The sequence below is a fragment of the Xylanibacter ruminicola genome (assembly GCF_900107775.1).
Taxonomy (GTDB): domain Bacteria; phylum Bacteroidota; class Bacteroidia; order Bacteroidales; family Bacteroidaceae; genus Prevotella; species Prevotella ruminicola_C.
The window spans coordinates 90,793-114,671 of the sequence record NZ_FNRF01000004.1 but is presented as its reverse complement, the minus strand read 5'-3'; the positions used below and the strand labels follow the sequence as shown (position 1 = coordinate 114,671).

The 23,879-nt window shown below is 41.7% G+C and carries 28 protein-coding genes and 1 tRNA gene; 21 read left to right on the top strand and 8 right to left on the bottom strand.

The window, feature by feature from the left end; translation table 11 throughout:
• A complete protein-coding gene (locus BLU97_RS10820) occupies window positions 1-309 on the top strand; it encodes a hypothetical protein (RefSeq protein ID WP_074761588.1) in 309 nt (102 codons plus the stop codon).
• 17 nt (window positions 310-326) lie between these two features.
• On the opposite strand, the gene BLU97_RS10815 is transcribed toward BLU97_RS10820, so the two are convergent.
• The 5 genes from BLU97_RS10815 to BLU97_RS10800 all read right to left on the bottom strand — a co-directional run bounded on the left by BLU97_RS10815 (window position 327) and on the right by BLU97_RS10800 (window position 5,343).
• A complete protein-coding gene (locus BLU97_RS10815) occupies window positions 327-3,020 on the bottom strand; it encodes a hypothetical protein (protein WP_074761587.1) in 2,694 nt (897 codons plus the stop codon).
• A 22-nt stretch (window positions 3,021-3,042) separates the two neighbouring features.
• On the bottom strand, window positions 3,043-3,684 hold the full coding sequence (locus BLU97_RS10810) for a hypothetical protein (RefSeq protein WP_074761586.1): 642 nt from the start codon (window positions 3,682-3,684) through the stop codon (window positions 3,043-3,045).
• 2 nt (window positions 3,685-3,686) lie between these two features.
• Window positions 3,687-3,866 carry a hypothetical protein gene (locus BLU97_RS15850; RefSeq protein WP_139209008.1) on the bottom strand — a complete coding sequence of 60 codons (180 nt, stop codon included), beginning with the start codon at window positions 3,864-3,866 and terminating at the stop codon, window positions 3,687-3,689.
• Window positions 3,867-3,955: 89 nt separating this feature from the next.
• Complete coding sequence (locus BLU97_RS10805; RefSeq protein WP_139209007.1) at window positions 3,956-4,696, bottom strand: hypothetical protein; 741 nt, start codon at window positions 4,694-4,696, stop codon at window positions 3,956-3,958.
• 104 nt (window positions 4,697-4,800) lie between these two features.
• Window positions 4,801-5,343, bottom strand: a complete 543-nt coding sequence (locus BLU97_RS10800) for a 2'-5' RNA ligase family protein (protein WP_074761584.1) — start codon at window positions 5,341-5,343, stop codon at window positions 4,801-4,803.
• Window positions 5,344-5,585: 242 nt separating this feature from the next.
• On the opposite strand from BLU97_RS10800, the gene BLU97_RS10795 reads away from it, so the two are divergent.
• The 8 genes from BLU97_RS10795 to BLU97_RS10755 all read left to right on the top strand — a co-directional run bounded on the left by BLU97_RS10795 (window position 5,586) and on the right by BLU97_RS10755 (window position 11,240).
• Window positions 5,586-5,921, top strand: a complete 336-nt coding sequence (locus BLU97_RS10795) for a hypothetical protein (protein ID WP_074761583.1) — start codon at window positions 5,586-5,588, stop codon at window positions 5,919-5,921.
• A gap of 20 nt (window positions 5,922-5,941) precedes the next feature.
• Window positions 5,942-6,808, top strand: coding sequence for an ASCH domain-containing protein (locus tag BLU97_RS10790; RefSeq protein ID WP_074761582.1), 867 nt, complete (start codon window positions 5,942-5,944; stop codon window positions 6,806-6,808).
• 7 nt (window positions 6,809-6,815) lie between these two features.
• Window positions 6,816-7,184, top strand: a complete 369-nt coding sequence (locus BLU97_RS10785) for a hypothetical protein (RefSeq protein ID WP_074761581.1) — start codon at window positions 6,816-6,818, stop codon at window positions 7,182-7,184.
• A 461-nt stretch (window positions 7,185-7,645) separates the two neighbouring features.
• Complete coding sequence (locus tag BLU97_RS10775) at window positions 7,646-8,137, top strand: hypothetical protein (protein WP_074761579.1); 492 nt, start codon at window positions 7,646-7,648, stop codon at window positions 8,135-8,137.
• An 8-nt stretch (window positions 8,138-8,145) separates the two neighbouring features.
• Window positions 8,146-8,328, top strand: coding sequence for a hypothetical protein (locus BLU97_RS10770; protein ID WP_139209006.1), 183 nt, complete (start codon window positions 8,146-8,148; stop codon window positions 8,326-8,328).
• Window positions 8,329-8,425: 97 nt separating this feature from the next.
• Window positions 8,426-9,925 (top strand): helix-turn-helix transcriptional regulator, encoded by a 1,500-nt coding sequence (locus BLU97_RS10765; protein WP_074761577.1) that lies wholly within the window; start codon window positions 8,426-8,428, stop codon window positions 9,923-9,925.
• Window positions 9,926-10,096: 171 nt separating this feature from the next.
• Window positions 10,097-10,435, top strand: coding sequence for a hypothetical protein (locus BLU97_RS10760; protein ID WP_074761576.1), 339 nt, complete (start codon window positions 10,097-10,099; stop codon window positions 10,433-10,435).
• Complete coding sequence (locus BLU97_RS10755) at window positions 10,413-11,240, top strand: ADP-ribosylglycohydrolase family protein (RefSeq protein ID WP_254771710.1); 828 nt, start codon at window positions 10,413-10,415, stop codon at window positions 11,238-11,240. Before BLU97_RS10760 ends, BLU97_RS10755 begins: the two co-directional genes overlap by 23 nt.
• 119 nt (window positions 11,241-11,359) lie before the next feature.
• On the opposite strand, the gene BLU97_RS10750 is transcribed toward BLU97_RS10755, so the two are convergent.
• Window positions 11,360-12,325: an IS110 family transposase gene (locus BLU97_RS10750; RefSeq protein ID WP_074761575.1), complete on the bottom strand. Its 966-nt coding sequence runs from the start codon at window positions 12,323-12,325 to the stop codon at window positions 11,360-11,362.
• A 258-nt stretch (window positions 12,326-12,583) separates the two neighbouring features.
• Here BLU97_RS10750 and BLU97_RS10745 point away from each other — a divergent pair, with 258 nt between their 5' ends.
• The 6 genes from BLU97_RS10745 (at window position 12,584) to BLU97_RS10720 (ending at window position 17,068) form a co-directional block, all read left to right on the top strand.
• Entirely contained in the window at window positions 12,584-13,021 is a 438-nt protein-coding gene (locus BLU97_RS10745; protein WP_074761574.1) for an NUDIX domain-containing protein, read from the top strand.
• 37 nt (window positions 13,022-13,058) lie between these two features.
• On the top strand, window positions 13,059-13,571 hold the full coding sequence (locus tag BLU97_RS10740; RefSeq protein ID WP_074761573.1) for a hypothetical protein: 513 nt from the start codon (window positions 13,059-13,061) through the stop codon (window positions 13,569-13,571).
• An 11-nt stretch (window positions 13,572-13,582) separates the two neighbouring features.
• Complete coding sequence (locus tag BLU97_RS10735) at window positions 13,583-14,464, top strand: hypothetical protein (protein WP_074761572.1); 882 nt, start codon at window positions 13,583-13,585, stop codon at window positions 14,462-14,464.
• Window positions 14,465-14,499: 35 nt separating this feature from the next.
• On the top strand, window positions 14,500-15,252 hold the full coding sequence (locus tag BLU97_RS10730) for a hypothetical protein (RefSeq protein ID WP_139209005.1): 753 nt from the start codon (window positions 14,500-14,502) through the stop codon (window positions 15,250-15,252).
• 5 nt (window positions 15,253-15,257) lie between these two features.
• Window positions 15,258-16,190 (top strand): PGN_0703 family putative restriction endonuclease, encoded by a 933-nt coding sequence (locus BLU97_RS10725; RefSeq protein WP_139209004.1) that lies wholly within the window; start codon window positions 15,258-15,260, stop codon window positions 16,188-16,190.
• Window positions 16,191-16,600: 410 nt separating this feature from the next.
• Window positions 16,601-17,068: a DUF559 domain-containing protein gene (locus tag BLU97_RS10720; RefSeq protein WP_074761569.1), complete on the top strand. Its 468-nt coding sequence runs from the start codon at window positions 16,601-16,603 to the stop codon at window positions 17,066-17,068.
• 257 nt (window positions 17,069-17,325) lie between these two features.
• Here the strand turns inward: BLU97_RS10720 and BLU97_RS10715 are convergent.
• Window positions 17,326-17,399: transfer RNA gene (locus BLU97_RS10715), tRNA-His, on the bottom strand.
• 154 nt (window positions 17,400-17,553) lie between these two features.
• Between BLU97_RS10715 and BLU97_RS10710 the strand changes: the two genes are divergently transcribed.
• Both BLU97_RS10710 and BLU97_RS10705 read left to right on the top strand, forming a co-directional pair.
• Window positions 17,554-18,339 (top strand): Nif3-like dinuclear metal center hexameric protein, encoded by a 786-nt coding sequence (locus BLU97_RS10710; protein WP_074761568.1) that lies wholly within the window; start codon window positions 17,554-17,556, stop codon window positions 18,337-18,339.
• A 16-nt stretch (window positions 18,340-18,355) separates the two neighbouring features.
• Window positions 18,356-19,213: a zinc ribbon domain-containing protein gene (locus BLU97_RS10705; RefSeq protein ID WP_028907532.1), complete on the top strand. Its 858-nt coding sequence runs from the start codon at window positions 18,356-18,358 to the stop codon at window positions 19,211-19,213.
• A 9-nt stretch (window positions 19,214-19,222) separates the two neighbouring features.
• On the opposite strand, the gene BLU97_RS10700 is transcribed toward BLU97_RS10705, so the two are convergent.
• Window positions 19,223-19,672, bottom strand: coding sequence for a type I restriction enzyme HsdR N-terminal domain-containing protein (locus BLU97_RS10700; RefSeq protein WP_013065492.1), 450 nt, complete (start codon window positions 19,670-19,672; stop codon window positions 19,223-19,225).
• A 48-nt stretch (window positions 19,673-19,720) separates the two neighbouring features.
• Here BLU97_RS10700 and holA point away from each other — a divergent pair, with 48 nt between their 5' ends.
• The 4 genes from holA (at window position 19,721) to BLU97_RS10680 (ending at window position 23,737) form a co-directional block, all read left to right on the top strand.
• On the top strand, window positions 19,721-20,749 hold the full coding sequence (gene holA / locus BLU97_RS10695; RefSeq protein WP_074761567.1) for a DNA polymerase III subunit delta: 1,029 nt from the start codon (window positions 19,721-19,723) through the stop codon (window positions 20,747-20,749).
• A gap of 775 nt (window positions 20,750-21,524) precedes the next feature.
• Window positions 21,525-22,013 (top strand): helix-turn-helix domain-containing protein, encoded by a 489-nt coding sequence (locus BLU97_RS10690; RefSeq protein WP_074761566.1) that lies wholly within the window; start codon window positions 21,525-21,527, stop codon window positions 22,011-22,013.
• 57 nt (window positions 22,014-22,070) lie between these two features.
• Window positions 22,071-22,844 carry a dihydroorotate dehydrogenase electron transfer subunit gene (locus BLU97_RS10685; protein ID WP_074761565.1) on the top strand — a complete coding sequence of 258 codons (774 nt, stop codon included), beginning with the start codon at window positions 22,071-22,073 and terminating at the stop codon, window positions 22,842-22,844.
• Window positions 22,832-23,737, top strand: coding sequence for a dihydroorotate dehydrogenase (locus BLU97_RS10680; protein ID WP_074761564.1), 906 nt, complete (start codon window positions 22,832-22,834; stop codon window positions 23,735-23,737). Before BLU97_RS10685 ends, BLU97_RS10680 begins: the two co-directional genes overlap by 13 nt.
• Window positions 23,738-23,879 lie beyond the last annotated feature (142 nt).

Below are 23,879 nucleotides of genomic sequence, written 5' to 3'. Positions count from 1 at the left end.
ATGGAAAAAGCGAAATTTTGGGTTGATTGGCTGCTTGAAGCAGGCGAGGCTAACGTATGTCACAGGTATTGGTTTGAAATAGAACTTGAAGACGAGCTCTATGAGGAACTGTATCATGTGTGGTTTGACAACGGGAGCCGTCTCAATAATTGGAATTCGAAATGGGATGGACATGAAGGACTGTTTGAGAAAATTAATGTTCCAGCCATTAATGCGCTGAATGATCTGGTTAAGAAAAATGAGCCGGATTTTGCTGACCCAATAGATGTGTATTGGGAAATTTCGAAGGAAACTGAAGATGCATTTTAACCAATAGCGCCGAATCATCACGACTGGGCGCTTTCTTGAAATAATATATGCTGTAATTCTAATCGTAATACTTGGCTATTGTATAAACGTAAAGTGCAACATAGTCGGCAATTGTGTTTGCTGTATCGCGCGAACTTAATTCTATAGCATCGCCATGAGCCATCGCCATGAGCCAACTTGTTGCGCATGTGGTACAAGTTGGTTAATATACGATCAAATCCCTTGCTGTTATTGTAGAAAGACAATTTGTGTGCCATATCGAACTCATCGGCCCAATCGTACAAGCCCTTCTTGTGTATCTTCTTATCATATTTACGCAAATACATATCAGCCAACAATGCCTCATAGAAGATTGACAGGTTACGAACATAGTTTTCACGATCAAAAGCATCAGTACCAGCAAACCAATATTCGTACAGATTTTGAGGAAGCACTCTACTAAGATTTTTATTTGAGGATCGCTTTATAAACGCCAAGAATTTATCAACACCTTTATCAATATTATAGCCTTCGCGTCCCATCCATACGTCATAGAAATAAAGCTCAGACTTCAAACTTGTAGATAGTTTACCCCAATCAATTTCTTCACGGTACTGTATGCTGCGACGAGGTTGGGGGTCAACAACTTGCTTCACAACTTCTACATCCTGGCTACTCTGAGAAGCAACAACCTGATAAGTAGGTTCGGCCTTAACATCAGATGCAGTCCAAACAACATACTTATTGCCTTTTTCATTAACCAGTTCTATGTCTATTGGCTGTAGATACTGATTTTCGAGAGCACGTTCTACTGTCCTTCTATTCACATTATCCGTACCAAAAGACTTCTCTGCCAGACTAACAACATCAGTCAAGAGCATTTTACCATCTTGGGCCTTCTTTATTTCGTAAGCGATAAAGGAGCGAATTTGCTTATAGAACGGGTAGTTGCCTCGCCGACCAATAGTCTCAAAATCCGTACTATCGTAACATTTGGGATTTCGTTTCAACGAACTACCATCTATCAGGAAAGGCTGATTGTCCCCACTATACTGTTTTAGATAATTGCTACAACGTTCTCTGATACGATATTCATTTTCAGTGTCCTTTGCTTGCGTTTCTATATAATCTATAACATCGGATAACAAGACAGAATCTTTGCCCTGTAGTAGATTATTTGTCTGATTGAGTACCCAATTGGCAAGGCCTGTATTTGTAGTTTTACGCCATGTATAATCTGAGGAAAAATCGTCAACAAAATCTTTGTGGCAGAAATGCATATTATCCTTGGTGTCTACCTGACAGATTTCTGTTATCTTATTTCTGATAGATTTTGGGATAGTATAGTTCTCGCTGATGAGATACTTCTCTAAATCTGCGTAGTAAAAATGCTTTTTATCTAAGGCGAACTCTTCAATCTTGTTTTTGATTGGCTCCATTGGGGTGCCATAGTACCACATTTGCCCTGTACATGAAACTCCGAATTCAGATAGTCTTGAGTATGTACACGAAGGAATGCGATGATAGTTTTCCTTAAAAATCGCCTCCAGATGTTTTTTATCATATTGGCTGGGAGCGTTTTGATAAAGTAGCCTTGCCACCCTTTTTGTATCATCCAAGAAACTATCCGCAAGCTGTATCATGTCGTTTGGCAGGAGATCAACAATCTCGTCACATGTAAGAATATTATTGATAAAACTAATATCATAAGAAATATTGCTTGAACTTAGTTCTTCCTCAACCATGTCGAATATATCATCTCGCTGAACTGGGATGATTGCATTCTTGTTTAAAGCATTCCAGATACTTTTCCAAACCTCGCTATAGATTCCCTTATTACTGTCAGGAACGAAAAACCTGATACCATCCTTTAATTCTATTATGTCGCATTTAGCGAGACTCAAAAGTTCTGGTTCAACATTACCAGTTACAGATAACACTTTGGTTTCTGACTCAAAAACACAATTCTCTTCAAAATATAAGAATTTATTGATTATCTTCTTGTGTAGGCTAATATTGCCATTTAACTTATTGCCATGCAACATGTTCAAGACAAAAGACCTCTCAATATCTTTGAGATAAAAATCCTTATTACCTAATTTGTTAACAACGTCAGCCCAAGGCAACTTTTCAACGAAATGGCTATAAAGAACTTGAGTTAGTGTATCGTTACCTAACTTTACAGCTTTGCCATCGATTTTTAATTCGATAAGCTCTGCCATAGCCTGCCTGATATTACTATATAGGCTATCATTTTCATTATAATGTGCAGGTAAATAATACTCTTTTTCGATAGCTGCAATACGCTCTAATAATTCGGCACATTGATTTTCGAGAAGATTTTTAAAATACATAAAGTCATCAATAAATCTTTTCTTTGGCCCGGCTGGCTTCTTCCATTGATGAAGATCCCAAAGTGTGTAGATTTTACGATCTGGCATAGTTTCTTTACACACCAGCTTTTTATGGTTATCATCAGTAAAATATGCGAGTTTACTAACCTGTATTTTCTCAAGCAAATCTTTTAATGGCTCTAATGGGGCTTCATTGCTGACTCCCAGCAATTCTGGAGCATCTTGCTTTAACCTATCAATCAATTTTTGATATGGTTTATTAATTTTTTCCATCTGACTGACCTTCTGATACCATTCAGTAACGAGCAAATCGCCATCTGTACGAGAGATCTTTTTTGCCTCGTCGTAGTTTAAATCACGAATTTTTAAATCTGTCATATTACTTTGGATTATGCGTTGTTTAAGGTATAAGTTTATAAAATGCCGAATAGAATTCACTATGATTATTGTGAAGGTCGTCAATCAAAACTTCCTTCCCTTCTTTACACGTAGTATAAATATAGGTGTCGACGATATACTTTGAATTTCTTGTGGTTGTATAACTATCAAACCCTTTAGGGAATGTGCATGCATCGCGATGGTCTGCCTGATGAAGATAATGGCGTATCATATCACGAATGCCATATATACCATCGGCCGGCGTATGCTTAATGCGATGCATATGCTTTTCGATGGCATAATATTCGCCAATATTGAATTTAAACCCTAATGAACTAAGAAGCTTAACTGAGCGAAACCCATGATGACCTTTACCAATATGGTCGTATTTGGGATGATGAGCTTTGCATACATCATGTAACAAAGACACGATACGAATCGAATCTTCTGGTAAACCGCTATTCAGCTGCTCAAACTCCTTATATACTCCTAATGAATGTACTGCCAAGCCACCAACGAACTGGTGATGTGAATGACAACGTGCAGTAAAGTATGTACTCTCCAGTAGGTACTTAATTACATTATCAACACCTGGTCGATTGATTCCCTGCAATAAAGCAAGGATATCCTCTCTCGATTTCTTTACAAGTTCTTCTTGAGTCATTGTTAACGTGTCTTTTCTTTCATATGTCCAAACGCACATTGGCTACACTTGTAACCAGAGCCATAAGTGCCGCTATGACGGCCCAAACATGAGGGACAAATGCGATAACCACAGGTATCGCATACAAACCAGCGCCAGTCCTGGGGATACTGCTGACCGCAACATTGACAAGGAATCCACATAAGCTATTATTTGTTTTAGGATAATAATTACACTGCAAAGATAGGTTTTTCTCCCCAAACCGCCAAGGATTTGAGGAGAAAAACTATTATCAGATGTTGATATTGGTGTTGAAGACGTAGGCGTTGTCGTACTTCTCATTGTCCTCGAACTGGTCTACAGGGACGAATTCGCCAGTATCCTCGACTACGTAGCCAGCTACTCCATCCTTATAGAAGACGGCATCAGTATCAGGCTCACAGTCGACCTTGTCGTACTGAGGGAGAACGAAGCACATGGTGCTGCAATCGAGGGCACCAAACTTACCGTCGGCCTCAAGAAGGATGAAATCGTTCCAAGGCTCATAGAACTTGGAGATGACGTTGGGAATGAACACCTTGCCATCGATGGTGACATAGCCGAACTTGCCCTTGACACCATCCCAACAGCCATGGTAGAGACCAGTATAGGCATCCCAGATGAGAACATCGAAGCGGAAGTCGCAGAGTGTTTCGCCTGTACCGTCTGCTTTGACTACGCCGAACTTGCCGTTCTTCTTGGCTGCCAGGTGTTTGAAGTCGAATACGTGATGGTCGCCCAGGATGGTGAAACCCTCAAACTGGGCAGGTACCAATATTTGGCCTGCAGCATTCTTGACGCCCTTGAGACCTGTGGTGGAATCAGTGAACTCGTAGTTATTCCAATCGTATGACGAGACGAGTTGGTTGATACGATCGATAGTGTCGTCGTAAGCGGCACCACGAAGGTCTGGATTCTTCAGCATTGCAGAGAGGTGGTCGTACTCATTCAACTGATCGACTGTAGGGCGGGGAAGATTCATTTCTTTACTCATACCTTTATTATATTTAAATAATTATTAATTATGATTTCTGGGTGCAAAATTAGTCATTTTAGACGAGAGTTAAGGTTATGATATACCGTATAACATAGCTTGTACTATAATAATTTCCAGGTTTTAATCTTATCGCCCCTAAAGTATCGATGTTCCGCCTCATTGAGAATACATCTGAACATAGGTTGTGCGATTATGTGAATGGCGGATTGTAATTGTTCCAGCGATACCTTGTCTGCTGATACCCTGCCCAAAGTAATATGGGGTCTAAATGGACGTTTGTCGTAGTTCGCATTCAAGCTATCAGCCAGAGTTCTGACATCCTCTGCAAGAGTAAGGATAGGAGAGGGCACCTGAGTCGATGTCAGGTAAATGATATGGCTGGCACCATCACCAGTAGTGAAAGCGTCCAGTTTGTCGATGGTTATAGGCAGAGAGTGGAATACGGACATGCATTGTTCAAATTCTTGGTTAAGTTCCTCTACACAGTTGTCATCGTCGAGAAACAACATGGTCATGTGATAATGAAACATCTGCCATCTTACAGGAATGCCAGCTGCCTTAATCTTTGAGCGCATCTCTTTTGCCCATTCGTTCCAACCCTCTTCTTTTCTAACAGGAATCTTAATCTCTAAAAAGTTTGCCATATACTATTATTTAATGTTTGATGGTGCAAAAGTAGTAATTATTATTGGTAAGGACCCTTATATTATACGTATAACGATTTTTGTTTTGGAAAAATCTAAAAATGTTTTGGGTGTTACTTGTTTTTTCGTATATTTGCATCAAAAATAGTAAAAAACTAATGATATTATTACATAAAGGTGCTTGTGTTCACTTTGACTGAACAGATAGTTGCTATCTTTGCCGAAAATTCTAAATTTAAGTTATGGAAAAGAATGGTATAATTGATTTTGAAAAGGTTTATGGTCTTGAGATTTCAACATCGAAAGGTCAGATATTCTCTCGTAAGCGCATTGAGAACGAAAATGGTGAAGTAACTTTTGAGTTTTCATGCTATCAGGGTATTTTCCATCCTGTTTATGATCTTAGTGGATTGTATTTTATGGTCGGTTACAAAGGGAATATAATAAAGTATGTTCCTGAAGATGATGTGTACGACGACCTGATGAGCAATGATGCAGATGTGCTGAAGAAGGCAATAAACTATGTGTATCAGCACGCAAAGCACGATTTAAACAAAGAAAAGTACGCAGGCAAATAATAACTTAAAACTTTATAATTATGATACACAAAATTCCTTTTGATTACGCTATTTTTTCTGACGACAATTATGTTGACACATTTGTTGTGTATGCAAATTTGTCGGATAAACAGATCAAAGAAAGCAGTAACTTTATTGCCGATGGACACTTCACGGGTGAAATAGAGGACCTACCTGTTAATGTGTTCGAAAAAATTAAAGATGCAATTATGGATGGTGCTTACAAGATGGCACGTAAGATGAAAATTGAAGGAGAGTTATCTGTTCATCCATATCATTTGTCTCCGGAGTTTATTAAGTTACTACCAGAGGAAGTATACAGGAAAATAGATATGGAGTCTATTTTTAAAGAACGTGATGTTTCATCCATTGAAGAGCTAATAGAAAAAGCTGAACCTGAGAAAGTAAAAGAGAAATCAGATGTGCCATTCATGAAGACTCTGGCAATACGTCAACCTTGGGCATCGCTTATCGCATGTGGCGTTAAAGATATTGAATGCAGGGAGTCTATGCCTACAAAATGCCGAAAGATATTCGTTGCTGCCAGCGGCTCAAAAGTTCCGTGGAATGAACTCGATGATATGGTAAAGGACATTCTCACGAGTCTTGAAAAAGCAGGCAAATTACCTTCATATGATAAATTACCACAGAAGTGTATAATAGGATATGTAGACATTGTTAATGTTACATTTGATCCCGTTAAATCTGTATGGGGTAGAGGTCATAATGGCATCAAGTATGTACTTGAAAATGCACATGAACTTGACGAGTATATATATGGTAAGAACAAAGCTACTCCATATTTCTACAATACTGAGGGATATGATGAAAGTAGTTTGCCAGCTGCGCATAAAGTAGATTTGACTGGTATTGACTTGCCTAAATAGCATTTATATGGAAAAGATAAAAATAAAGTTTTCTGCCCAGCACAGTCTCATAGTTTCTGGCAGCGTGGTTGTGGACATGACTTTGGATGAAAAGGGAAAGAACTATAAGGTGAAATGTGAAGACCTTATGGGGAATCAAAAAGAGGTGCGACCTATCCCTAAACGTGTGTTGAAGGCTTTCACGGAGAGTGCTATCAATAAGATCCTGTCAAAGGATGAGATACCTAATGAATCTGGTATGATGGTGCTGGATGGGTACAGTTATGATATAACAATAACCAAAGGTGGTATTAAGAAGGAGTATTATGCGAATGATGTTACCATAGAAACGTATCCTCTCCTGAGATATCTTGCAAGTTGGTGCAGAAGACGATAATTTTTTCATTATGTTCGCTTTGGCTGAACATATAAACGGTACCTTTGCAAAAAATAGGGTTAGACAGGCAGGGCATCGCAATGCCCAATGTAAGGGCGCGAGTCCTGTTTATTTTAAATAGCGGATTGATGGTCGCATCGTTAGCGGGGCTTCCTGTAATGGCAGTATATTGCAAGGTTCAACTCCTTAGCCAATCCGCTTACTCCACAATGGCAATGACAGAGGTCGTGGAGATTATATCAGGACTTCGCATGCCCGTTATTGAGGGAGTGAGTCTTGTTGGAGAAGGATTGCCAGGTAGAGCCACGATGCATGGTAAAGGTGGGCAAGCCGTAAGGCTTTCAGTAGCAGTTCGATTCTGCCGCTTGGTTTCCTTCTTTTCTTTGAAAGGGTTAGACAGGCAGGGCTCGCAATGCCCAATATGAGGGCGCGAGTCCTGTCTATTTTAAATATAGATAATTATGTGGGAAGAAGTTTATTATAAAAGTTTAGACAAGAGTGCTGAAGGTAAGGGCCGTAAGATTCTTCCTTACTCTGTGATATGTAAGGATATGAATGAGCTTGGAGAGTTTATTCAATATCTTGCTGATAAGGGATTTACTTGCGTAGATCGGATTGAAGGACAGAAGGCTCTTCTGGTCAACCTTGAGTTGAAACGCTGGTGCACATTCCCCAAGGCTTGTGCTATGTCGTGCAAGGATGGTCGCAACTATAAAGTAGAGGAATTCAAGAGGCTATACTATAGCGCCAGGGAGTATCCTTATACTACGGAAATCATCGGCCATTATCGAGAAGATTTTTATAATGCGCTGCTTAATATCAAAGAAAAGGGCAAACCGTATCTTACAAAAGAACAAGCTAAGGGAATCGTTGATAGTTATTCTGATGATTCACTTGCATACGACATGCAGTCTCATACTCCGGAAGAATTGGCGGAATTTAACACAATGTAGAAATGAATATGATGACAAAAGATGAATTATACAACGCGTTGGTTGCAGTCACGAATGAGGCGACTGGGGAAAAAGCTTATTCTGAAAAAGATGCAAGGGATATTATTGACAAGATGAGTGTTGATCATATAGAACACATCAGTAATATATATGATAGTCCAGAAGAATGGGCAGAATATGTGTGTATGTAGTTTTAATTTTGAATGTAATTAGAAAAAAAAACATCTGTTCGCTTTAAGTGAACAGATGTTTTGTATCTTTGCACCATAACTAAAAATATTACGCGATATGGCAAATACTAAGGACTATGCAATGCGAGAAATGATTTACGATCAGTGCTTTGGTACTGGGCGTGAATACACCCGCGAACAGCTGATGGCTATCGTAAACAGAAAGCTGGAGGATAGAGGAATGCTGCCTATCCAGTCGAGAACTACCTTTAGCCAGGATATTACCGAGATGAACGCCAAGTTCTTCAAGGTATTTGGTCAGGAGGGTATAGTCTGGGAAGATAGACACAAGAAGCGCTATTACCGCTATCGCGACGGATTCGACTCGATATATAATCGTGAGTTGACTGAGAATGAAATAGAGAAGCTGCAGGAGGTGCGAAGCCTGCTGCAGGGATTCAAAGGCATGTCAGAATTTGGCTGGATCGACCAGATGCTTACTCGTCTTGACCAGAACATCATGAGCAAGCAGAAGGAAATAGCACGATTTGAAGGCGGAACACCATGGGATGCAGAGTTCCTGATGCCACTATTCAAGGCTATACGCAATCGACAGGTGGTTGACGTAGAGTATAGAAAGGACTTTAGAGATGCTGAATCGATAACCTTGCACCCTTATTTTCTGAAGCAGTACTGGCGCCGTTGGTATCTGATGGCCCAACAGGAAGGCAAAGATAGGATAGAAGCTTATCCGCTGATATGTATGAGTGCGGTAAAGGCAAACAACGAGGTGAAATTCAAGCCGACCAAGACATCGTTCAAACAGTATTTCAAGCATCTGGTAGGTGTGACTGTTCCGCCTGAAACTACAGTGGAGCATATCGAGTTGTGGGCAGATATATCACTATATCCTTATCTTTACTCGTATCCCATCAGCGAAACACAAAAGCTTGAGATAGAGGGTGACAGAAATATCAAAGTGACGCTGGATGTGATGGTAAACTACGAACTGATACAGGAACTGATGTTCTATGGCGACCGGCTTGTAGTAAAGTCGCCTGTTTATCTACGCGACCACATGCAGGAGAGATTGGAGTGGTGTAAACAGGCGTACAAAGATGTGGAAGGTGATAGCCTGAATATTGAAAACTTAGAGCCGCAGTTGTTCGCATTCAACTATTTGCATCATGATAGCAACGATTGGAAATGCATAGATTATCGCATCAGCTTGGGAACAATGATTATGACAGATTCCATAGAAGACCTGGGCATAGAGTGGAGTTACATTCGTACTTGTCTGGAGAGAATAGTGAATCATCCCAGGACTGTTATCGAACTGGGCGAAGATGAGGAACCTACTAAGATTGAACTAAAGAAGGTGGGCGATATGATGGATATCACAGTAACACCTAATAGCCAAGTAAGCAAGGATCGCTTGCCTTTTAGCGGGTTTGCACGATGCAAAGATGTGGTACGCGAATTGTACAATGGACTACTTGAGATGGCAAACGCCTATCCTACAGACTATGTAGACGGTTGCCCATTTACCCGCGACGTGGTGCAAAGAGCACTTAAGTCAGAGATTATAGAAAGCTATTTAAAGGAGGTTAGGGTATAGGTTCAAATGAAAAAAGTAGCTAAATAACCCATAAAATTACCCTTTTATGAAAAAAAGGTATTCAATTGGTTTATAATATAATAAAATGCAGTATATTTGCATGCAATATATAGTAAAGGTCTATGGAGGTACATGGTAGTCCTTGCAAAAAGGAGTAATCCGCAATAAACAATGAATAGGGTAAGATATATTGGGGCTATAATATTTCTCATGTTAATATTCATCGCATGTGGAAAGAAGATTCGACAGACTGAGTCTGTTGATAATTATAATTCCCCTGTAGTAGAACAGCCTGACACTGTTGCAATGTCTGCAAATGTTACAAATAATAGCGTGAATGAAGAAAATAACCCATCATCAGTTTTCTCTTCTTCCTCATCTTCTTCGCATTCTCATAAGTCAAACCGTTATGACAATATGCGTGGTTTTGACCCTGCATCTGAGGATGATATGGAAGATAATGGCATGAGCCGCTATATGGAGAATAATGACGAAGAAGGTTGGGATTAAGATAGATATAGGAACAATAAGTATGATAGGAGCAATAATTGGAGATATAGTTGGTAGCCGCTGGGAGTTCAATCCAACAAACGACTACAACTTTGAATGGTTGACTGATAAGAATGGATTTACAGATGACACCATCTGTACGGTGGCTGTGGCCGATGCTCTACTAAAAGGACGCAACTTTGGCGCGAGCATTCACGACTGGTGTAACCGCTATCCACATCCGATGGGGAGCTATGGTGGGCGTTTTGCGCAATGGGTACGTAGTAAGAATCCTCAGCCATATAACTCCTTTGGTAATGGATCGGCCATGAGAGTAAGCCCTGTGGCATATTGGTATGACGAAGAGAATCAAATGTTGCAGGCTGCAGAGGATACGGCAAAGCCCTCGCATAACCACATTGAGGGTATTAAAGGTGCAAAAACAGTGGCACTTGCCATTTATACAGCACTTGAACTCCGTAAAGGTAAAGACAAATTGGGAGAAAATGACATCGACTACATCTTAAGCAGATGTACGGCTCTTTCGGGTTATGATATTGAGATAAACAGAAAAGATGTACAGAACAAGTTTGATGAAACTTGCCAAGGTACGGTTCCTGTTGCACTTTGGATAATAGGCGAAAGTACGTCGTTTGAGGATGCTGTGCGCAAGGCAGTTAGTCTGGGTGCTGATGCAGATACGCTTGGAGCCATTGTCGGCAGTATCGCCGAAGCGATTTGGGGAATACCAGAAGAAATGAAACAGAAGATTCTTACCTATCTTCCTGAAGATATGAACTGTAATAAAGAAAATGAATATAGTTAACGATAATTAGCACTTAGTGCTGATTAGTACCCTCTCATGGGGGCTTCTCGCCCCCACACCCCGCGGTGTTTTCAGGTATTAGATTTTCCAACCTGATACACTTTGGAAAAATGCAGGAGTTACTTTTTTGAAGATATGTAACCATCAACATAGGGTTTCTCCTGAGTGACAACGGCAAAAGCCTGACGGATGAGTTTGTTAGCCACAGCTATGACAGCGACTTTTCCAGGCTTGCCATTAGACCGCAAACGGTCATAACAGGCTCTGCATTCAGTGTTGCATCTCAGAGATGCGAATGCTGCCACATAGAGCTGACTCCTTAAAGAAGAGTCCCCGTTGCGGTTGATGTGACCTTTGAAATTGACTGAAGTACCGGACTGCTGATAAGTCGGCGACAATCCCAAATGACGGGTGAGTTGCTTGGCATTATCAAAGTAAGTGAAGCCGCCAGTGGCCATGATGAGTGCAGCTGCAAGCGTTATACCTATGCCTTTTACAGAGGTGAGTAAATCCATCTGCTTCTTGTATTCAGATTTGGCAAGAGATGTAAGATCTTCTTCTAGGTCTTTGATCTGCTTCTCAAGGAAAGCAATGGTCTTGTCAATAGACTTCTTGCACTTGGCATCAAAGAACGGCAGCACCTCCATGGAGCCTTTGAGGTTCCTTGTGGCAATGAGTTGTTTCTTGAGCTGACGGATGACTGTACGCTTCTGCTTTAAGGTGAGAATGGCATCACTGCGGAGCTTGTATGGCGCAGGTTGCATTTTCTCTCCATAGAGAGCAATCAGACGGGCATCTATCTCATCCGTTTTGACGGTAGATAGCATTGCACGAGCAAAGTTCTTCACTTTGAGCGGATTCTCCAAACTTGTCGTTATACCTGCCTCTGAAAGCAGATAGACAAGCAGAGCACTGTAATTTCCTGTCGCTTCCATGACGCAATGGTGCTCCTCCTTGGAGATAGTCCTGATGAACTCATGAATCCCCTTAGTGGTGTTCTTGAATGTCTTCGTCTTGCTGTTCTTGTCTGGAGAGTAAGCGACGACGAAAGAGTCCTTGCTGACGTCAATACCAATGTAAGTCATAACAATAACATTTTAAATAATATGCAACATCGAAACATCTTGGAGCCATCATTGCAAATGCGGGGTCAATGCCCAGTGAACTGTCCGGATTCGGATGTTAAGGAGTGGGGGCGGAACATATCTTACTGTCTTATGACGAATGAAAGGACGGCCTTATTCCACATCCTTGATGTTGTTAACGAGTGCAAATATAATAATTAATATTGAATATACAATGAAAGAGGTGATAGCTCAATTTTACAAAAAGATCGAAGAATTATGGAATACACGTATAAGTATCCAAGACCAGCAGTAACGGCTGATTGCATCGTTATGACTAAAGAGGCAGCCCCTAAGGTGCTGCTTATTCAAAGAGGTGCAGACCCATTCAAAGGAGCATGGGCATTTCCTGGAGGATTCATGAATATGGATGAAACTACAGAGCAGTGTGCTATCCGTGAGTTGGAGGAAGAAACTGGGCTTAGAGTGTCGGAGGTTCGCCAGATTGGGGCATACTCTAAGGTTGACCGTGACCCAAGAGGAAGAACAATTACAGTGGCTTATTTGGCTGTCATTGATAAGCCTGCAACTGTTATTGGTCAGGATGATGCTGCTAAGGCAGAGTGGTTCCCGCTGTCTGACTTGCCACATCTGGCATTTGACCATTATGACATCATGCAGGATGTCATCCGAAAATATAAAGAGGGTAGGATGTAAAGGCGGGGATTAATCTATAATATAGGAGGAAGTGCTTATGTATGACGATTATGATGACTATGATCCTTATTTGGATGATTTAGATGATCTGGATGCTGACGTGTATAACGATTTCGAATTCGAAGCACAGATGATTGAGGACAGTTATGAAAGTGACTTGTCTGAAGTTGACGAGTATTGGGATAGAGAGAACGAGTACATTATGAATAACGATGTATATACGGACGAAGAGAAACGTATGATTATCGAGCAACATAATAGTATTCGCAACAGCAAAAAGGAAGAAATACAGTCTCAATACGAGTTTGAGAAGGAGGACCTGGAATGGCAAAAGGAACAGGCAGAGTTTGATCGTCAGATGGAAAGGGAAGATAGAGAGTTTGAAAGACTGGAAAGGGAACTCGATAGACAAGAAAGAGCAAACGAATATCTTGAGCAAAGCAGGGCTGCATCATATACACCAAATTATTATAAGCCAGAACGCCCCGGATTCATCAAGCGCACTCTTACTGCTGCAGCCATATATCACTTTTTGAAGAAGCTGTTTTAATTCATTGAGCTATGAAAAAGAAAGATCTGCCCAAAGGCTATAGGCCATCAGTAAAAGATGCTCAGTGGTTTCTTGACTACTGGATGCAATTACCTAATTATTCCAACCAAGAAAATGCTTTGGAAAAACTCTTCCATAAGCTGTGCCCAGAGAATAATACAATAGAAGATGTTTTAATCAAATGTTCGTCATTGAATGACTTTTATAGTACCAACATCTTCGATATACACACTATTGCGCAGCATATATTGTCGTTAAGGATTGATGGACGATTGAGGCAAGGCGATCTTTCATTGGTGGATGATATTTCGCATGTAGAAAAAGGGAATATAGTTCATACCTTCTATTCGTTTGCTACTAAGTATTGTAGCCATCATCAACCTAAAAAGTACGCTATATATGACAGCTATGTCGAAAAGGTCTTGATATCATTGAATAAAAGAGACCACTTCTCTGCTGTCAAAAATGAAGAGCTACGGACTTATAGCGAATTTATGAAAGCTATCGAAGATTTTAGGCAATACTATGGGCTAATGCCGTTTGATATTAAGCAGATTGATCAATACCTGTGGCAATTAGGCAAATGGTACTTTAATCAGTATGGTCTGTCTTACAAATACTATAATCGAGAAGTCGAAAACCCATATCCACCCGATGACATTCGAAACCGTTTTTGGGATGGAGAAATGATGTTCGTTAAAAACATAGTAGCTCGCAATAAGGAAGGAGAGTGGAAACTTAAGGGTAAAGAGATCCTAAAAAACGCAAGCGACCAAACAAAACAGTTTGCCAGCAAGTTTACACCAGAACAGTTTGGTATGATTCTTTATATAAACGAGCTTTATGCAAGGCATATCCCATTTGACGATTTTTCGTGGACAGATAAGTATTAAGTACTATGATAGACGAGTGTAGCGCATACGAGATTGTGATGATAGTTCATGAGCTTCATAAGCGAGGTTATGAGCAATTAAGACTTTTCCCAGGCTTGTCTCCATCAGGAGGCAGCTGGAGGTGGATGGTTTATCCTAAGGTGCTGATAGGCGATAACTTGTATTGTGAACATAATCACGACAGCTTACCCTTCGAATGTCCACATGGTTCTACAGCCGATGATCGTCCAAATCCCAAGAGGCCATTGATTGGCGCCGATGATTTCATAAAGGAGTATGGTAGCTACGTGGCATTGGCTAAAGGTACTGATGCAGAATACGTCAGATGGTTCGAGAATATAGTAAATCATGCCAAAAACTATGATTATCCAATAGCTTTTGCTGAATACTTTAATGCAAAGCAGTGGAAGTTTACTTCGGGCGAGAAGCTATCTTATCCGCCAATCACCCCAATAACTATCGACTCGTTTTCAGACGAGCAGATGATTGCCTACGCAAAATGCACCTTTGACGATTTTTCTGTGGCAGAACTGAATGATGTTTTAACTTTTGAAGGTATCCGTCCCTCAATCCTGCAACTGGCAAACGTGATTCGTCAGGCCATAAGAGAAAAGAAAGGCTTGATTAATCACGTAGAGTGTGGATCAGAGAAACGCCTTGCTTATATTGGCAGGGACATTATAAATGAAGAAAACATAGAGCATGGATTGAGAATTACCTTAAAAACAGGAGAGGTGATTGACTTAATGGATGAAATTGAATTGTTTGCTTGGAGTAATACTAAATGAAGATTATGATGACGATTAGAGAATTCACTCAGAAGTGCAGAGAACAGCAGGGCAAGTATCGCGAACGTATGGGCGAGCCAATGGGAGTTGGGCCACACCTTAAGAATGGTACACCACAAATAAATATGTTGGTTGATGGCGATAAGACTGGCAAGAACTTTGTGAACGAGTTTACTTTTAATTATGCCAAGGGTAGAGTAGAAAAAAAACAACTTCATGAGACGATTGACGAATATCGACTCTTCAATAATATGTTGTCCAGCCAGCCAATGGCATTTAACCTCTTTTGCCCATTCATTCAAATGCTGGAACAGGGTAGGGGCGACATCGTAAGCAATATCTTTCAGAACATATTTCCAGATAAATATATAAGCGAGGTTTCAAAGGTGGGATTGGAGTATCTGGAAACAAAAATTGAAAACTATCTGAACGATAATACAGCCATGGATGCTATCGTGCGCTATAAGGATACAGATGGCAAACCAGCCTTTATCGCTATAGAAACAAAATATACTGATGTGTTAGGCGAAAATACCAGCAGAAAAGGCGACGTTCGATATGATGAATGGATTAAGAGGATAGGTATGTTCAAACCTGAAACTGAAGCAGAACTGCTTAAGAGTGCAGAGGCAGCCAAGGATAAGAATAAGAAGTTAGATGGCATGAAAGTTGTGACGCAAATATATCGCAATTTCCTTCTTGCTGAATGCTATGGTATCAAACAGGGTGCACACAGATGCTATTCCGTTGTGCTCGCCCCCGCACAGCATCCAACTACAGAAAAAGAGGTTGCATCATTACGGAATGAACTTAAACCTGAATTTCAGAATAAGATTTCTGCTATTTCTCTCGAAGATTTTATAACCAAGACTTTAGAGGTATGCCCCGATGAGGATAAGGCCCCATTCGAATATTTTAAAAATAGGTACTTTGAATGAATAGTGCAGTTAAATCGCTGGTTTATCATCTGCCTGTATAAATTGATGCAGAAACTGAAGCTCGAGCTTTGACCAGATGTTTTAAGGCCTATTAAAGTCAGCCATCAAAGATTTTTAATCTTCTTTATTTTGCATGATAATGGAGTTATCATGATTTGACACGGAAGGTCGTACCCGACCCACCGGGTTGTAGTGCGTCTATCAAATTTCTCTGCAAAGTTACGAGTGGCTTGCTTATGTTCAAGGTTATGCCTGCGGTTCATCTCGAAAATCTCCACACCTACGGGTAGTATTTTCGTATGAAACCTTGCACTAAAGCCTGCCCATTCTCGTAAATTAGCCTCGAAATTTAGGTAGACGCCCTTACTTCCCGTTGGTGGGGGGAGGGGTTAATTTAGAGATTATAGCATATGGATAGTATTTATAGAGACTTGGCACCAGATGAGGTTGTGAAAGCAAAGGGACTGGAAAAGACAAGAACCCAGTGCGAGATGGTTGCATATCGATTGCTGCCTAAGAGCATGAAGGAGAAAGTTGAACGGAATTCGGTCGTTGCCTTCAAGAACTGTAACGTTGCATTTTCCCCAGATATGCTTCTTCGCAATGAAAAGATTTGTATAGAGATTGATGGTGGCTATCATATATTACATCAAAGGCGAGATATGTATCGTGATGCAGTATTCAGAGCGAATGGGTATATTGTTATTCGAATTAAGAATCAAGATACGAGTGTTGATGTGGCTTTTTGGCAACAGCTGCTTGCTGGATTAGAGTATGATGGTACCACCAGAGAAAATGTCCGTCCCTTCATCGATGAACTACGTAAACTGATTGATGATGCGATTCGTTCATGGACGAGAATAGATCCTGCAGAATAAAAATGTGGGTTGAAGGTTGAATTGCCCTAATGTTTTTAAACTTGTCAACGTTAGAACTTGACAACACTCCAATTTCTATAATTCTGCAGGATTATAATAAAGTAAATCCTGCAAAGAAATAGACCAAGTAAAATGCTAAATTCAAAGTGTACACCCAACGTACACCCAACGTTGAAATATTTCAAAAATGAGGGTAAAAAAGAAAGCCCCCGTAAGTTGTTTACTTACAGGGACTTACGTGAGTTTTAAACTCTTTGGGTGCCCGGTGGGACTCGAACCCACGACATTCAGAACCACAATCTGACGCTCTAACCAACTGAACTACGGGCACCATTTCTGAATTGCGGGTGCAAAGGTACGGAGATTTTTTTAATCTACCAAACATTTGATGTAGTTTTTTATAAAAATTTAGTTTTTGGTTAAAAATGTATAACAAAGAGAGGCCGCTCGCGCGCGTTTCAATTATTCTTTGTAATTTTGCAGCCGTGAAGATAAAAGAAGTGCTGAGCGCCCTTGAACGTTTCGCGCCTCTGCCCTTGCAGGAAAGTTGGGATAATGCTGGCTTGCAACTGGGACTGACAGAGACGGAGGTTTCAGGGGCATTATTGTGTCTGGACGTGAACGAACGTATCGTTGACGAGGCTATGACGAAGGGTTGCAATCTGATTGTAAGCCACCATCCGTTGTTGTTTCGTGGTTTGAAAACCATCAGCGATCTGACCGACGTTCAGCGCACCGTGATGCATGCTATTAAGCAGGGCATAGCGGTGGTATCGATGCATACCAATATGGATAATGCCCGTGGCGGCGTGAACTTTAAGATAGCCCAGAAGCTGGGTCTGCAGAATGTGGCGTTTTTCGCGCAGAAGCAGGTTGACGGCATTGAGGCTGGCAGTGGGGTAGTGGGCGAGTTGCCCGAAGCTATGGCTGCCGACGACTTTATTATTGGTGTGAAGAATGCCTTTGGTGTGGAGTGTGCGATGTGCAACGAGTTGCTGCGCCGTCCCATTAAGCACGTGGCCATCTGCGGTGGTGCGGGCGATTTCCTGCTCGACGAGGCCATTAAGAATCAGGCCGATGCATTTATTACTGGCGAGATGCACTACCATCAGTACTTTGGCTATGAGCAGCAGATACAGATTTGCGTGATAGGTCACTATCAGAGCGAACAGTACACTGCCGAAATCTTTGAGGAGATTATCCAGAAGGAGTGCCCCGGCGTAAAAACCTGCATAGCCGAAACATGTACGAATCCAATATTGTATATTTAAATAAATTAGTAGAATTATGGCAAAGAAAGATCCATCAGAACTGTCAGTTGAAGAGCGCCTGAAGACGCTGTATCAGTTGCAGACCGCCCTCTCGGCTATCGACGAGAAGCGTATGTTGCGCGGTGAGCTGCCCCTGGAAGTACAAGACCTGGAAGACGAGATTGAGGGTTTGACCACTCGTGTTGAGAAGATTGCAAACGAGATTGCGGACTACCAGAGAGCTATCAGCCAGAAGAAGGGCGAGATTGCCGATGCCGAGGCCAGCGTAGAGCGCTATAAGGCTCAGCTGGATGAGGTTAAGAACAACCGTGAATACGACACACTCTCGAAGGAGATTGAGTTCCAGACACTGGAAATTGAACTGTGTAATAAGAAAATTCGCGAGGCTAATAACAAGATTGCCGACAAGCAGCGTGAGCAGGAAAGCAGCGAGGCTCTGATTGCAGAGCGCCAGAGCGACTTGGAGGTTAAGAAGAACGAGCTTGAGGAGATTATGGAAGAGACTCGCGTAGAGGAGGAGAAGCTGAAGGAGCAGGTTAAGACACTCGAGGCTAAGATCGAGGGCCGTTTGCTTACTTCGTTCAAGCGCATCCGTAGAAACGCTCGCAACGGTCTGGGTATCGTTTATGTACAGCGTGATGCCTGCGGTGGTTGCTTTAACAAGATTCCACCCCAGCGCCAGTTGGATATCAAGATGCACAAGAAGATTATTGTTTGCGAGTACTGCGGACGTATCATGATCGACCCAGAGCTGGCAGGCGTTAAGATCGACAAGGCAACAGGTGCTACCGAGGAGAAGAAGGGTCGTGCAAAGCGCTCTATCCGCAAGACTTCGACCTCGAAGAAGTCGACCGATGCCAACGATATGGAATAATCGGAAATGTTATAAATTCTGATAGTCGGGGATATCCTCTAAAAAGTAATATTTTTGGTTGGCATAATCCATCTTACAGCAAATGTGCTGCATGCCGTTGCTAACTATCAGATAATCTACCTTCAGCAAAAGATTGTAAGCCGATATTTGGTTGAACGTCTTTTGCTGAAGTTTTATTTGTGGGGCTTTGTACTCGATAATCATCTGTGGGGCTGCCACCTTATTATATAATACGGTATCGCAACGCAGACGTTTTTCGCCCACGCTCAGTTCAATCTCGTTGCCCATCAGTCCGGCTGGGTAACCCTTGTGTTCAACCAGATAATGTACAAAATGCTGGCGAACCCACTCCTCGGGTGTCAGCGCTACGTATTTTCGGCGTAAAAAGTCGAAAATTACCTGTTTATTGCCCTGCTGGGCTATTTTTATTTCGTATGTAGGGAGGTTTAATCGAAACATTTTTGTAAATTTGCAGGCAAAATTACAAATAATAAATGAAATAGCAACATGGCTGAGGCAAAAAATGTGAGTTTTGAGAGCATTATGCGCGATTTGGAGGCTGGAAAATTTGCGCCCGTCTATTATCTGATGGGCGACGAATCGTATTATATCGACAAGATTGCCGATTATATAGCCGACCATGCATTACGCCCTGAAGAACGTGATTTTAACCAGACTGTGGTGTTCGGATCGGACGTGAATGCGTCGCAGATTGCCGATCTGGCGCGTCGCTATCCTATGATGGCCGAGCGCCAGGTGGTGATAGTAAAAGAGGCGCAGAATATTAAGAATACGGAGGCGCTTGAGCGCTATTTTGCGCAGCCTATGGCCAGTACGGTTTTGGTGATGTGCCACAAGAACGGCAAGGTTGACGGTAGAAAATCGGGCTACGTGAAGGCGATCAAATCACACGGCATACTGTTTGAGAGTATGAAACTCAAGGATAGAGAACTGCCTGGTTTTATAGAAAACTACCTGAGAACGCGTCGTGTGAAGATTGATGCCAAATCGGTTCAGATGATAGCCGAGAATATTGGCGCCGATTTGAGTCGACTGGTGGGCGAGCTGGATAAAGTGATTATTTCGTTGCCCGAGGAGAATAGGGTAGTGACCCCGCAGGTGGTTGAGGAGCAGATTGGTGTGAGCAAAGAGTTTAATGGATTTGAGCTTCGCGATGCCATTGTGAACCGAAATGTGTTTAAGGCAAATCAGATAATAAAATATTTTGACGAAAATCCAAAGGCTGGTTCCATCTACTCGTTTCTCCCTTTGCTCTTTAATTACTTCCAGAATTTAATGATTGCGTTTTACGCGCCAAATAATAAGAGTCAGGAGGGCGTTGCAGAGTGGCTGGAATTCAAAAATCCATGGCAAGCCAAGGACTATATGACGGGTATGCGAAACTACTCTGGAATGAAGGTGATGCAGATCATTTCGAAAATGCGAGAGATTGACGCCAAAAGTAAGGGTCTGGATAACCCAAATACACCTGCTGGAGAGCTTATGAAAGAACTGATTTTTTACATTTTGCACTAATTTAGGGCAAAATGTTATTCTAGAATTTATAAAAATGGCGCTTTTGATGAGCGCCTTTTTTGTGCCTAAATGTCTGTAAAATAGGGGAGTTACGGCATTTTGTACCCTCTCAAAACTCGCGTATTTCCAGCTTTTCGGCCGATGGTTCAGAATACGCGAGAAATGGCAAAATCGCAATTTTTGGAGCTCGACGAATTCGGTCTTCACATTTATTAGGATTTAATTCCGTTGATTCAAATTCTTAAATCCGAATACTTATTTAGGAAAATATTGGTTTATGGCTGTTGATTTTAAAAATTAAAACTATAAATTAGGTATTTAGATTTGGGTATTAATATCTAAATATTAAGATTCTATTTTGTATATTGATATTTATGCACTCTGATTGTGACATATTTAAGTATCAGAATATCAATTAGTTATGTAGATTAGTTACAAACTTCTTGTAGAAATTAATACCCTATTAAACCAAAAGCTGTAAAATAGGCTTTGAAAGTATAAATATTACGTAACTACCTTATTTATACCCAATTAGTTAGTTTAAAATATTAAAATAAGCCTTTGTACAGATTTATAATCACGAATTTAGGTTTAAAAATATAAAGTCCAATTTTACCCTTAAATATCTTTTGATTTACAAATATAAAACTATAAACTAAAATTATAAAATCTTAAATTGTATCTACATTTGTTGTATATTTCAATTTTTTGTTTTACCTTTGTAAACTGAAAGAAAACAGGGGCTGATAGCCCTATTAAGCACTTAGTTACTGCAATGAAAGATAGAATCAGGCAAATTATGGAGAGCCAGCACATGACTCAGCAGCTCTTCGCCGACTACATCGGTCAGAGTCCAGCTACCCTTAGTAGCATCTTCAACGGTCGTACCCGTCCTACCTTAAACATCGTTGAAGCCATCAAAAAGAAAATTCCTAACATCAATACCGATTGGTTGATGTTTGGCTCTGGTGATATGTATCTGCCCCAAAACACCCCCGATCAGGATCTGTTTTCGGAGGCTGAAGGTACCCCTGGTACCCACCCTATCGAGCAAAATCTGATGTTGAATTTTGAAGATGCACCTGTACAGGCCCCTCAAAATGTGGCTCAGCAGCCCCAAAATTACAATAGTGTACGTAATACACACCCAGAAATCGTTCGTGAGGAGGTAAAATTCGTTGACAAACCGCAGCGTAAGGTTATCGAGATTCGTGTGTTTTACGATGATCAGACCTGGGATACTTTTGTACCTGCGAAGAAATAAAGTTTTGTGGTTTCAAAAAATAATAGTACCTTTGTACCCGAATTAAAAATTTGAAGTATGAAGAAGTATATACTTGACCTCAAGGTGAAGCAGGTAGAGCAGATTCATCAGCGTTATGTGCTTATAAAACTAACTGATGATAAACCTCTGCCCGATATGCTGCCCGGTCAGTTTGTCGAGGTGCGTGTAGATGGTTCAACATCTACCTTTTTACGCCGCCCCATTTCCATTAACTTTGTTGATCGCAACGCCAACGAGCTTTGGCTGTTAGTAGCTACCGTTGGCGACGGAACCCGTACATTAGCTAAACTACAACCTGGCGATACGCTTAACTGTGTGCTGCCATTAGGCAACGGTTTTACACCTGCCAAGACTGGCGAGAAGGTGCTGCTGGTTGGTGGTGGCGTGGGAGTGGCCCCATTGCTGTATATGGGTGCCGAGATGAAGCGGCAGGGCATTGAGCCTACCTTCCTGCTAGGAGCGCGTACGGCCAACGATCTGCTGATGCTGCCTATATTTAATATGTTCGGGCGCGTGTACGTAACAACCGAGGACGGATCGATGGGCGAGAAGGGCTTTGTAACTAATCACTCGCTGCTGAACGAGGAGCGTTTCGATCGTATCAGTACCTGCGGCCCTACGCCGATGATGAAGGCTGTGGCTCGTTATGCCCGTCAGAATAGCATCGACTGTGAGGCCTCGTTAGAGAACCTGATGGCTTGCGGACTGGGTGCTTGTCTGTGCTGCGTAGAGAAGACTACCGAGGGCAATTTGTGTGTTTGTAAGGATGGACCCGTGTTTAATATTAAGAAACTGTTATGGCAAGACTAAATGTAAAGATTGCTGACTTGGAGCTGAAGAACCCTGTGATGACTGCATCGGGTACTTTTGGTTACGGATTGGAGTTTGCCGACCTGATGCCTCTGGATGGTATCGGTGGTATTATTGTGAAGGGAACCACCCTGAATCCACGTGAGGGAAACGACTATCCACGTATGGCCGAAACAGCCAGCGGTATGCTGAACTGTGTAGGACTGCAGAATAAAGGCGTAGATTACTTTTGTGAACACATCTATCCGCAGATTAAGGATATAGATACCAATATGATTGTAAACGTGAGCGGATCGAGTCCTGAGGATTATGCTGAGTGTGCTGCCCGTATCGATGCATTAGAAAAAATCCCTGCCATCGAGCTGAATATCTCGTGTCCTAACGTAAAGGATGGAGGTATGGCCTTTGGTGTTACCTGTGCTGGTGCTGCCAGTGTGGTAAAGGCTGTGCGCCAGCGTTACCGCAAAACGCTGATAGTAAAGCTGAGTCCAAACGTAACTGATATTGCCGAGATTGCGCGTGCTGTAGAGGCCGAGGGTGCTGATAGTGTATCGCTGATTAATACGCTGATGGGTATGGCTATTGATATCGAGAAGCGCAAAACGCTGCTGAGCATCAATACAGGCGGTTTAAGCGGCCCTTGTGTAAAGCCTGTGGCGCTGCGTATGGTGTGGCAGGTGGCTAAGGCCGTGAAGATACCTGTAATAGGTTTAGGAGGCATTAGCTGTGCCAAGGATGCCATTGAGTTCCTGATGGCTGGTGCTACGGCTATCGAGATTGGTACAGCCAACTTCCTGGATCCGGCAGTAAGTATTAAGGTGAGGGACGGCATTAACGAGTGGCTTGATGCACACGGCTGCCAGTCGGTAAACGAAATCATAGGGGTTATTTAACCCCTTTTTTTGTGCCGTATAGATAAAAAATTTGGGGGCTACCAATCGGCAGCCCCCAACCAACACAAAAACTAAACTAGACTTAACTAAAGCAATTCCGGGGTTTTCCCAAATCCCTGATTGCGGTGCAAAGATACGCATA

Coding starts and splice junctions, on each gene's coding strand:
- BLU97_RS10785 (WP_074761581.1), top strand. CDS start 6,816: ATGGAAAAGATAAAAATAAAGTTTTCTGCCCAGCACAGTCTCATAGTT.
- BLU97_RS10770 (WP_139209006.1), top strand. CDS start 8,146: ATGATGACAAAAGATGAATTATACAACGCGTTGGTTGCAGTCACGAAT.
- BLU97_RS15850 (WP_139209008.1), bottom strand. CDS start 3,866: ATGTGGATTCCTTGTCAATGTTGCGGTCAGCAGTATCCCCAGGACTGG.
- BLU97_RS10685 (WP_074761565.1), top strand. CDS start 22,071: ATGAAGAAGTATATACTTGACCTCAAGGTGAAGCAGGTAGAGCAGATT.
- BLU97_RS10795 (WP_074761583.1), top strand. CDS start 5,586: ATGGAAAAGAATGGTATAATTGATTTTGAAAAGGTTTATGGTCTTGAG.
- BLU97_RS10760 (WP_074761576.1), top strand. CDS start 10,097: ATGAATAGGGTAAGATATATTGGGGCTATAATATTTCTCATGTTAATA.
- BLU97_RS10805 (WP_139209007.1), bottom strand. CDS start 4,696: ATGAGTAAAGAAATGAATCTTCCCCGCCCTACAGTCGATCAGTTGAAT.
- BLU97_RS10750 (WP_074761575.1), bottom strand. CDS start 12,325: ATGACTTACATTGGTATTGACGTCAGCAAGGACTCTTTCGTCGTCGCT.
- BLU97_RS10755 (WP_254771710.1), top strand. CDS start 10,413: ATGACGAAGAAGGTTGGGATTAAGATAGATATAGGAACAATAAGTATG.
- BLU97_RS10820 (WP_074761588.1), top strand. CDS start 1: ATGGAAAAAGCGAAATTTTGGGTTGATTGGCTGCTTGAAGCAGGCGAG.
- BLU97_RS10725 (WP_139209004.1), top strand. CDS start 15,258: ATGATGACGATTAGAGAATTCACTCAGAAGTGCAGAGAACAGCAGGGC.
- BLU97_RS10775 (WP_074761579.1), top strand. CDS start 7,646: ATGTGGGAAGAAGTTTATTATAAAAGTTTAGACAAGAGTGCTGAAGGT.
- BLU97_RS10765 (WP_074761577.1), top strand. CDS start 8,426: ATGGCAAATACTAAGGACTATGCAATGCGAGAAATGATTTACGATCAG.
- BLU97_RS10790 (WP_074761582.1), top strand. CDS start 5,942: ATGATACACAAAATTCCTTTTGATTACGCTATTTTTTCTGACGACAAT.
- holA (WP_074761567.1), top strand. CDS start 19,721: ATGGCTGAGGCAAAAAATGTGAGTTTTGAGAGCATTATGCGCGATTTG.
- BLU97_RS10810 (WP_074761586.1), bottom strand. CDS start 3,684: ATGACTCAAGAAGAACTTGTAAAGAAATCGAGAGAGGATATCCTTGCT.
- BLU97_RS10815 (WP_074761587.1), bottom strand. CDS start 3,020: ATGACAGATTTAAAAATTCGTGATTTAAACTACGACGAGGCAAAAAAG.
- BLU97_RS10735 (WP_074761572.1), top strand. CDS start 13,583: ATGAAAAAGAAAGATCTGCCCAAAGGCTATAGGCCATCAGTAAAAGAT.
- BLU97_RS10705 (WP_028907532.1), top strand. CDS start 18,356: ATGGCAAAGAAAGATCCATCAGAACTGTCAGTTGAAGAGCGCCTGAAG.
- BLU97_RS10700 (WP_013065492.1), bottom strand. CDS start 19,672: ATGTTTCGATTAAACCTCCCTACATACGAAATAAAAATAGCCCAGCAG.
- BLU97_RS10720 (WP_074761569.1), top strand. CDS start 16,601: ATGGATAGTATTTATAGAGACTTGGCACCAGATGAGGTTGTGAAAGCA.
- BLU97_RS10690 (WP_074761566.1), top strand. CDS start 21,525: ATGAAAGATAGAATCAGGCAAATTATGGAGAGCCAGCACATGACTCAG.
- BLU97_RS10680 (WP_074761564.1), top strand. CDS start 22,832: ATGGCAAGACTAAATGTAAAGATTGCTGACTTGGAGCTGAAGAACCCT.
- BLU97_RS10745 (WP_074761574.1), top strand. CDS start 12,584: ATGGAATACACGTATAAGTATCCAAGACCAGCAGTAACGGCTGATTGC.
- BLU97_RS10740 (WP_074761573.1), top strand. CDS start 13,059: ATGTATGACGATTATGATGACTATGATCCTTATTTGGATGATTTAGAT.
- BLU97_RS10800 (WP_074761584.1), bottom strand. CDS start 5,343: ATGGCAAACTTTTTAGAGATTAAGATTCCTGTTAGAAAAGAAGAGGGT.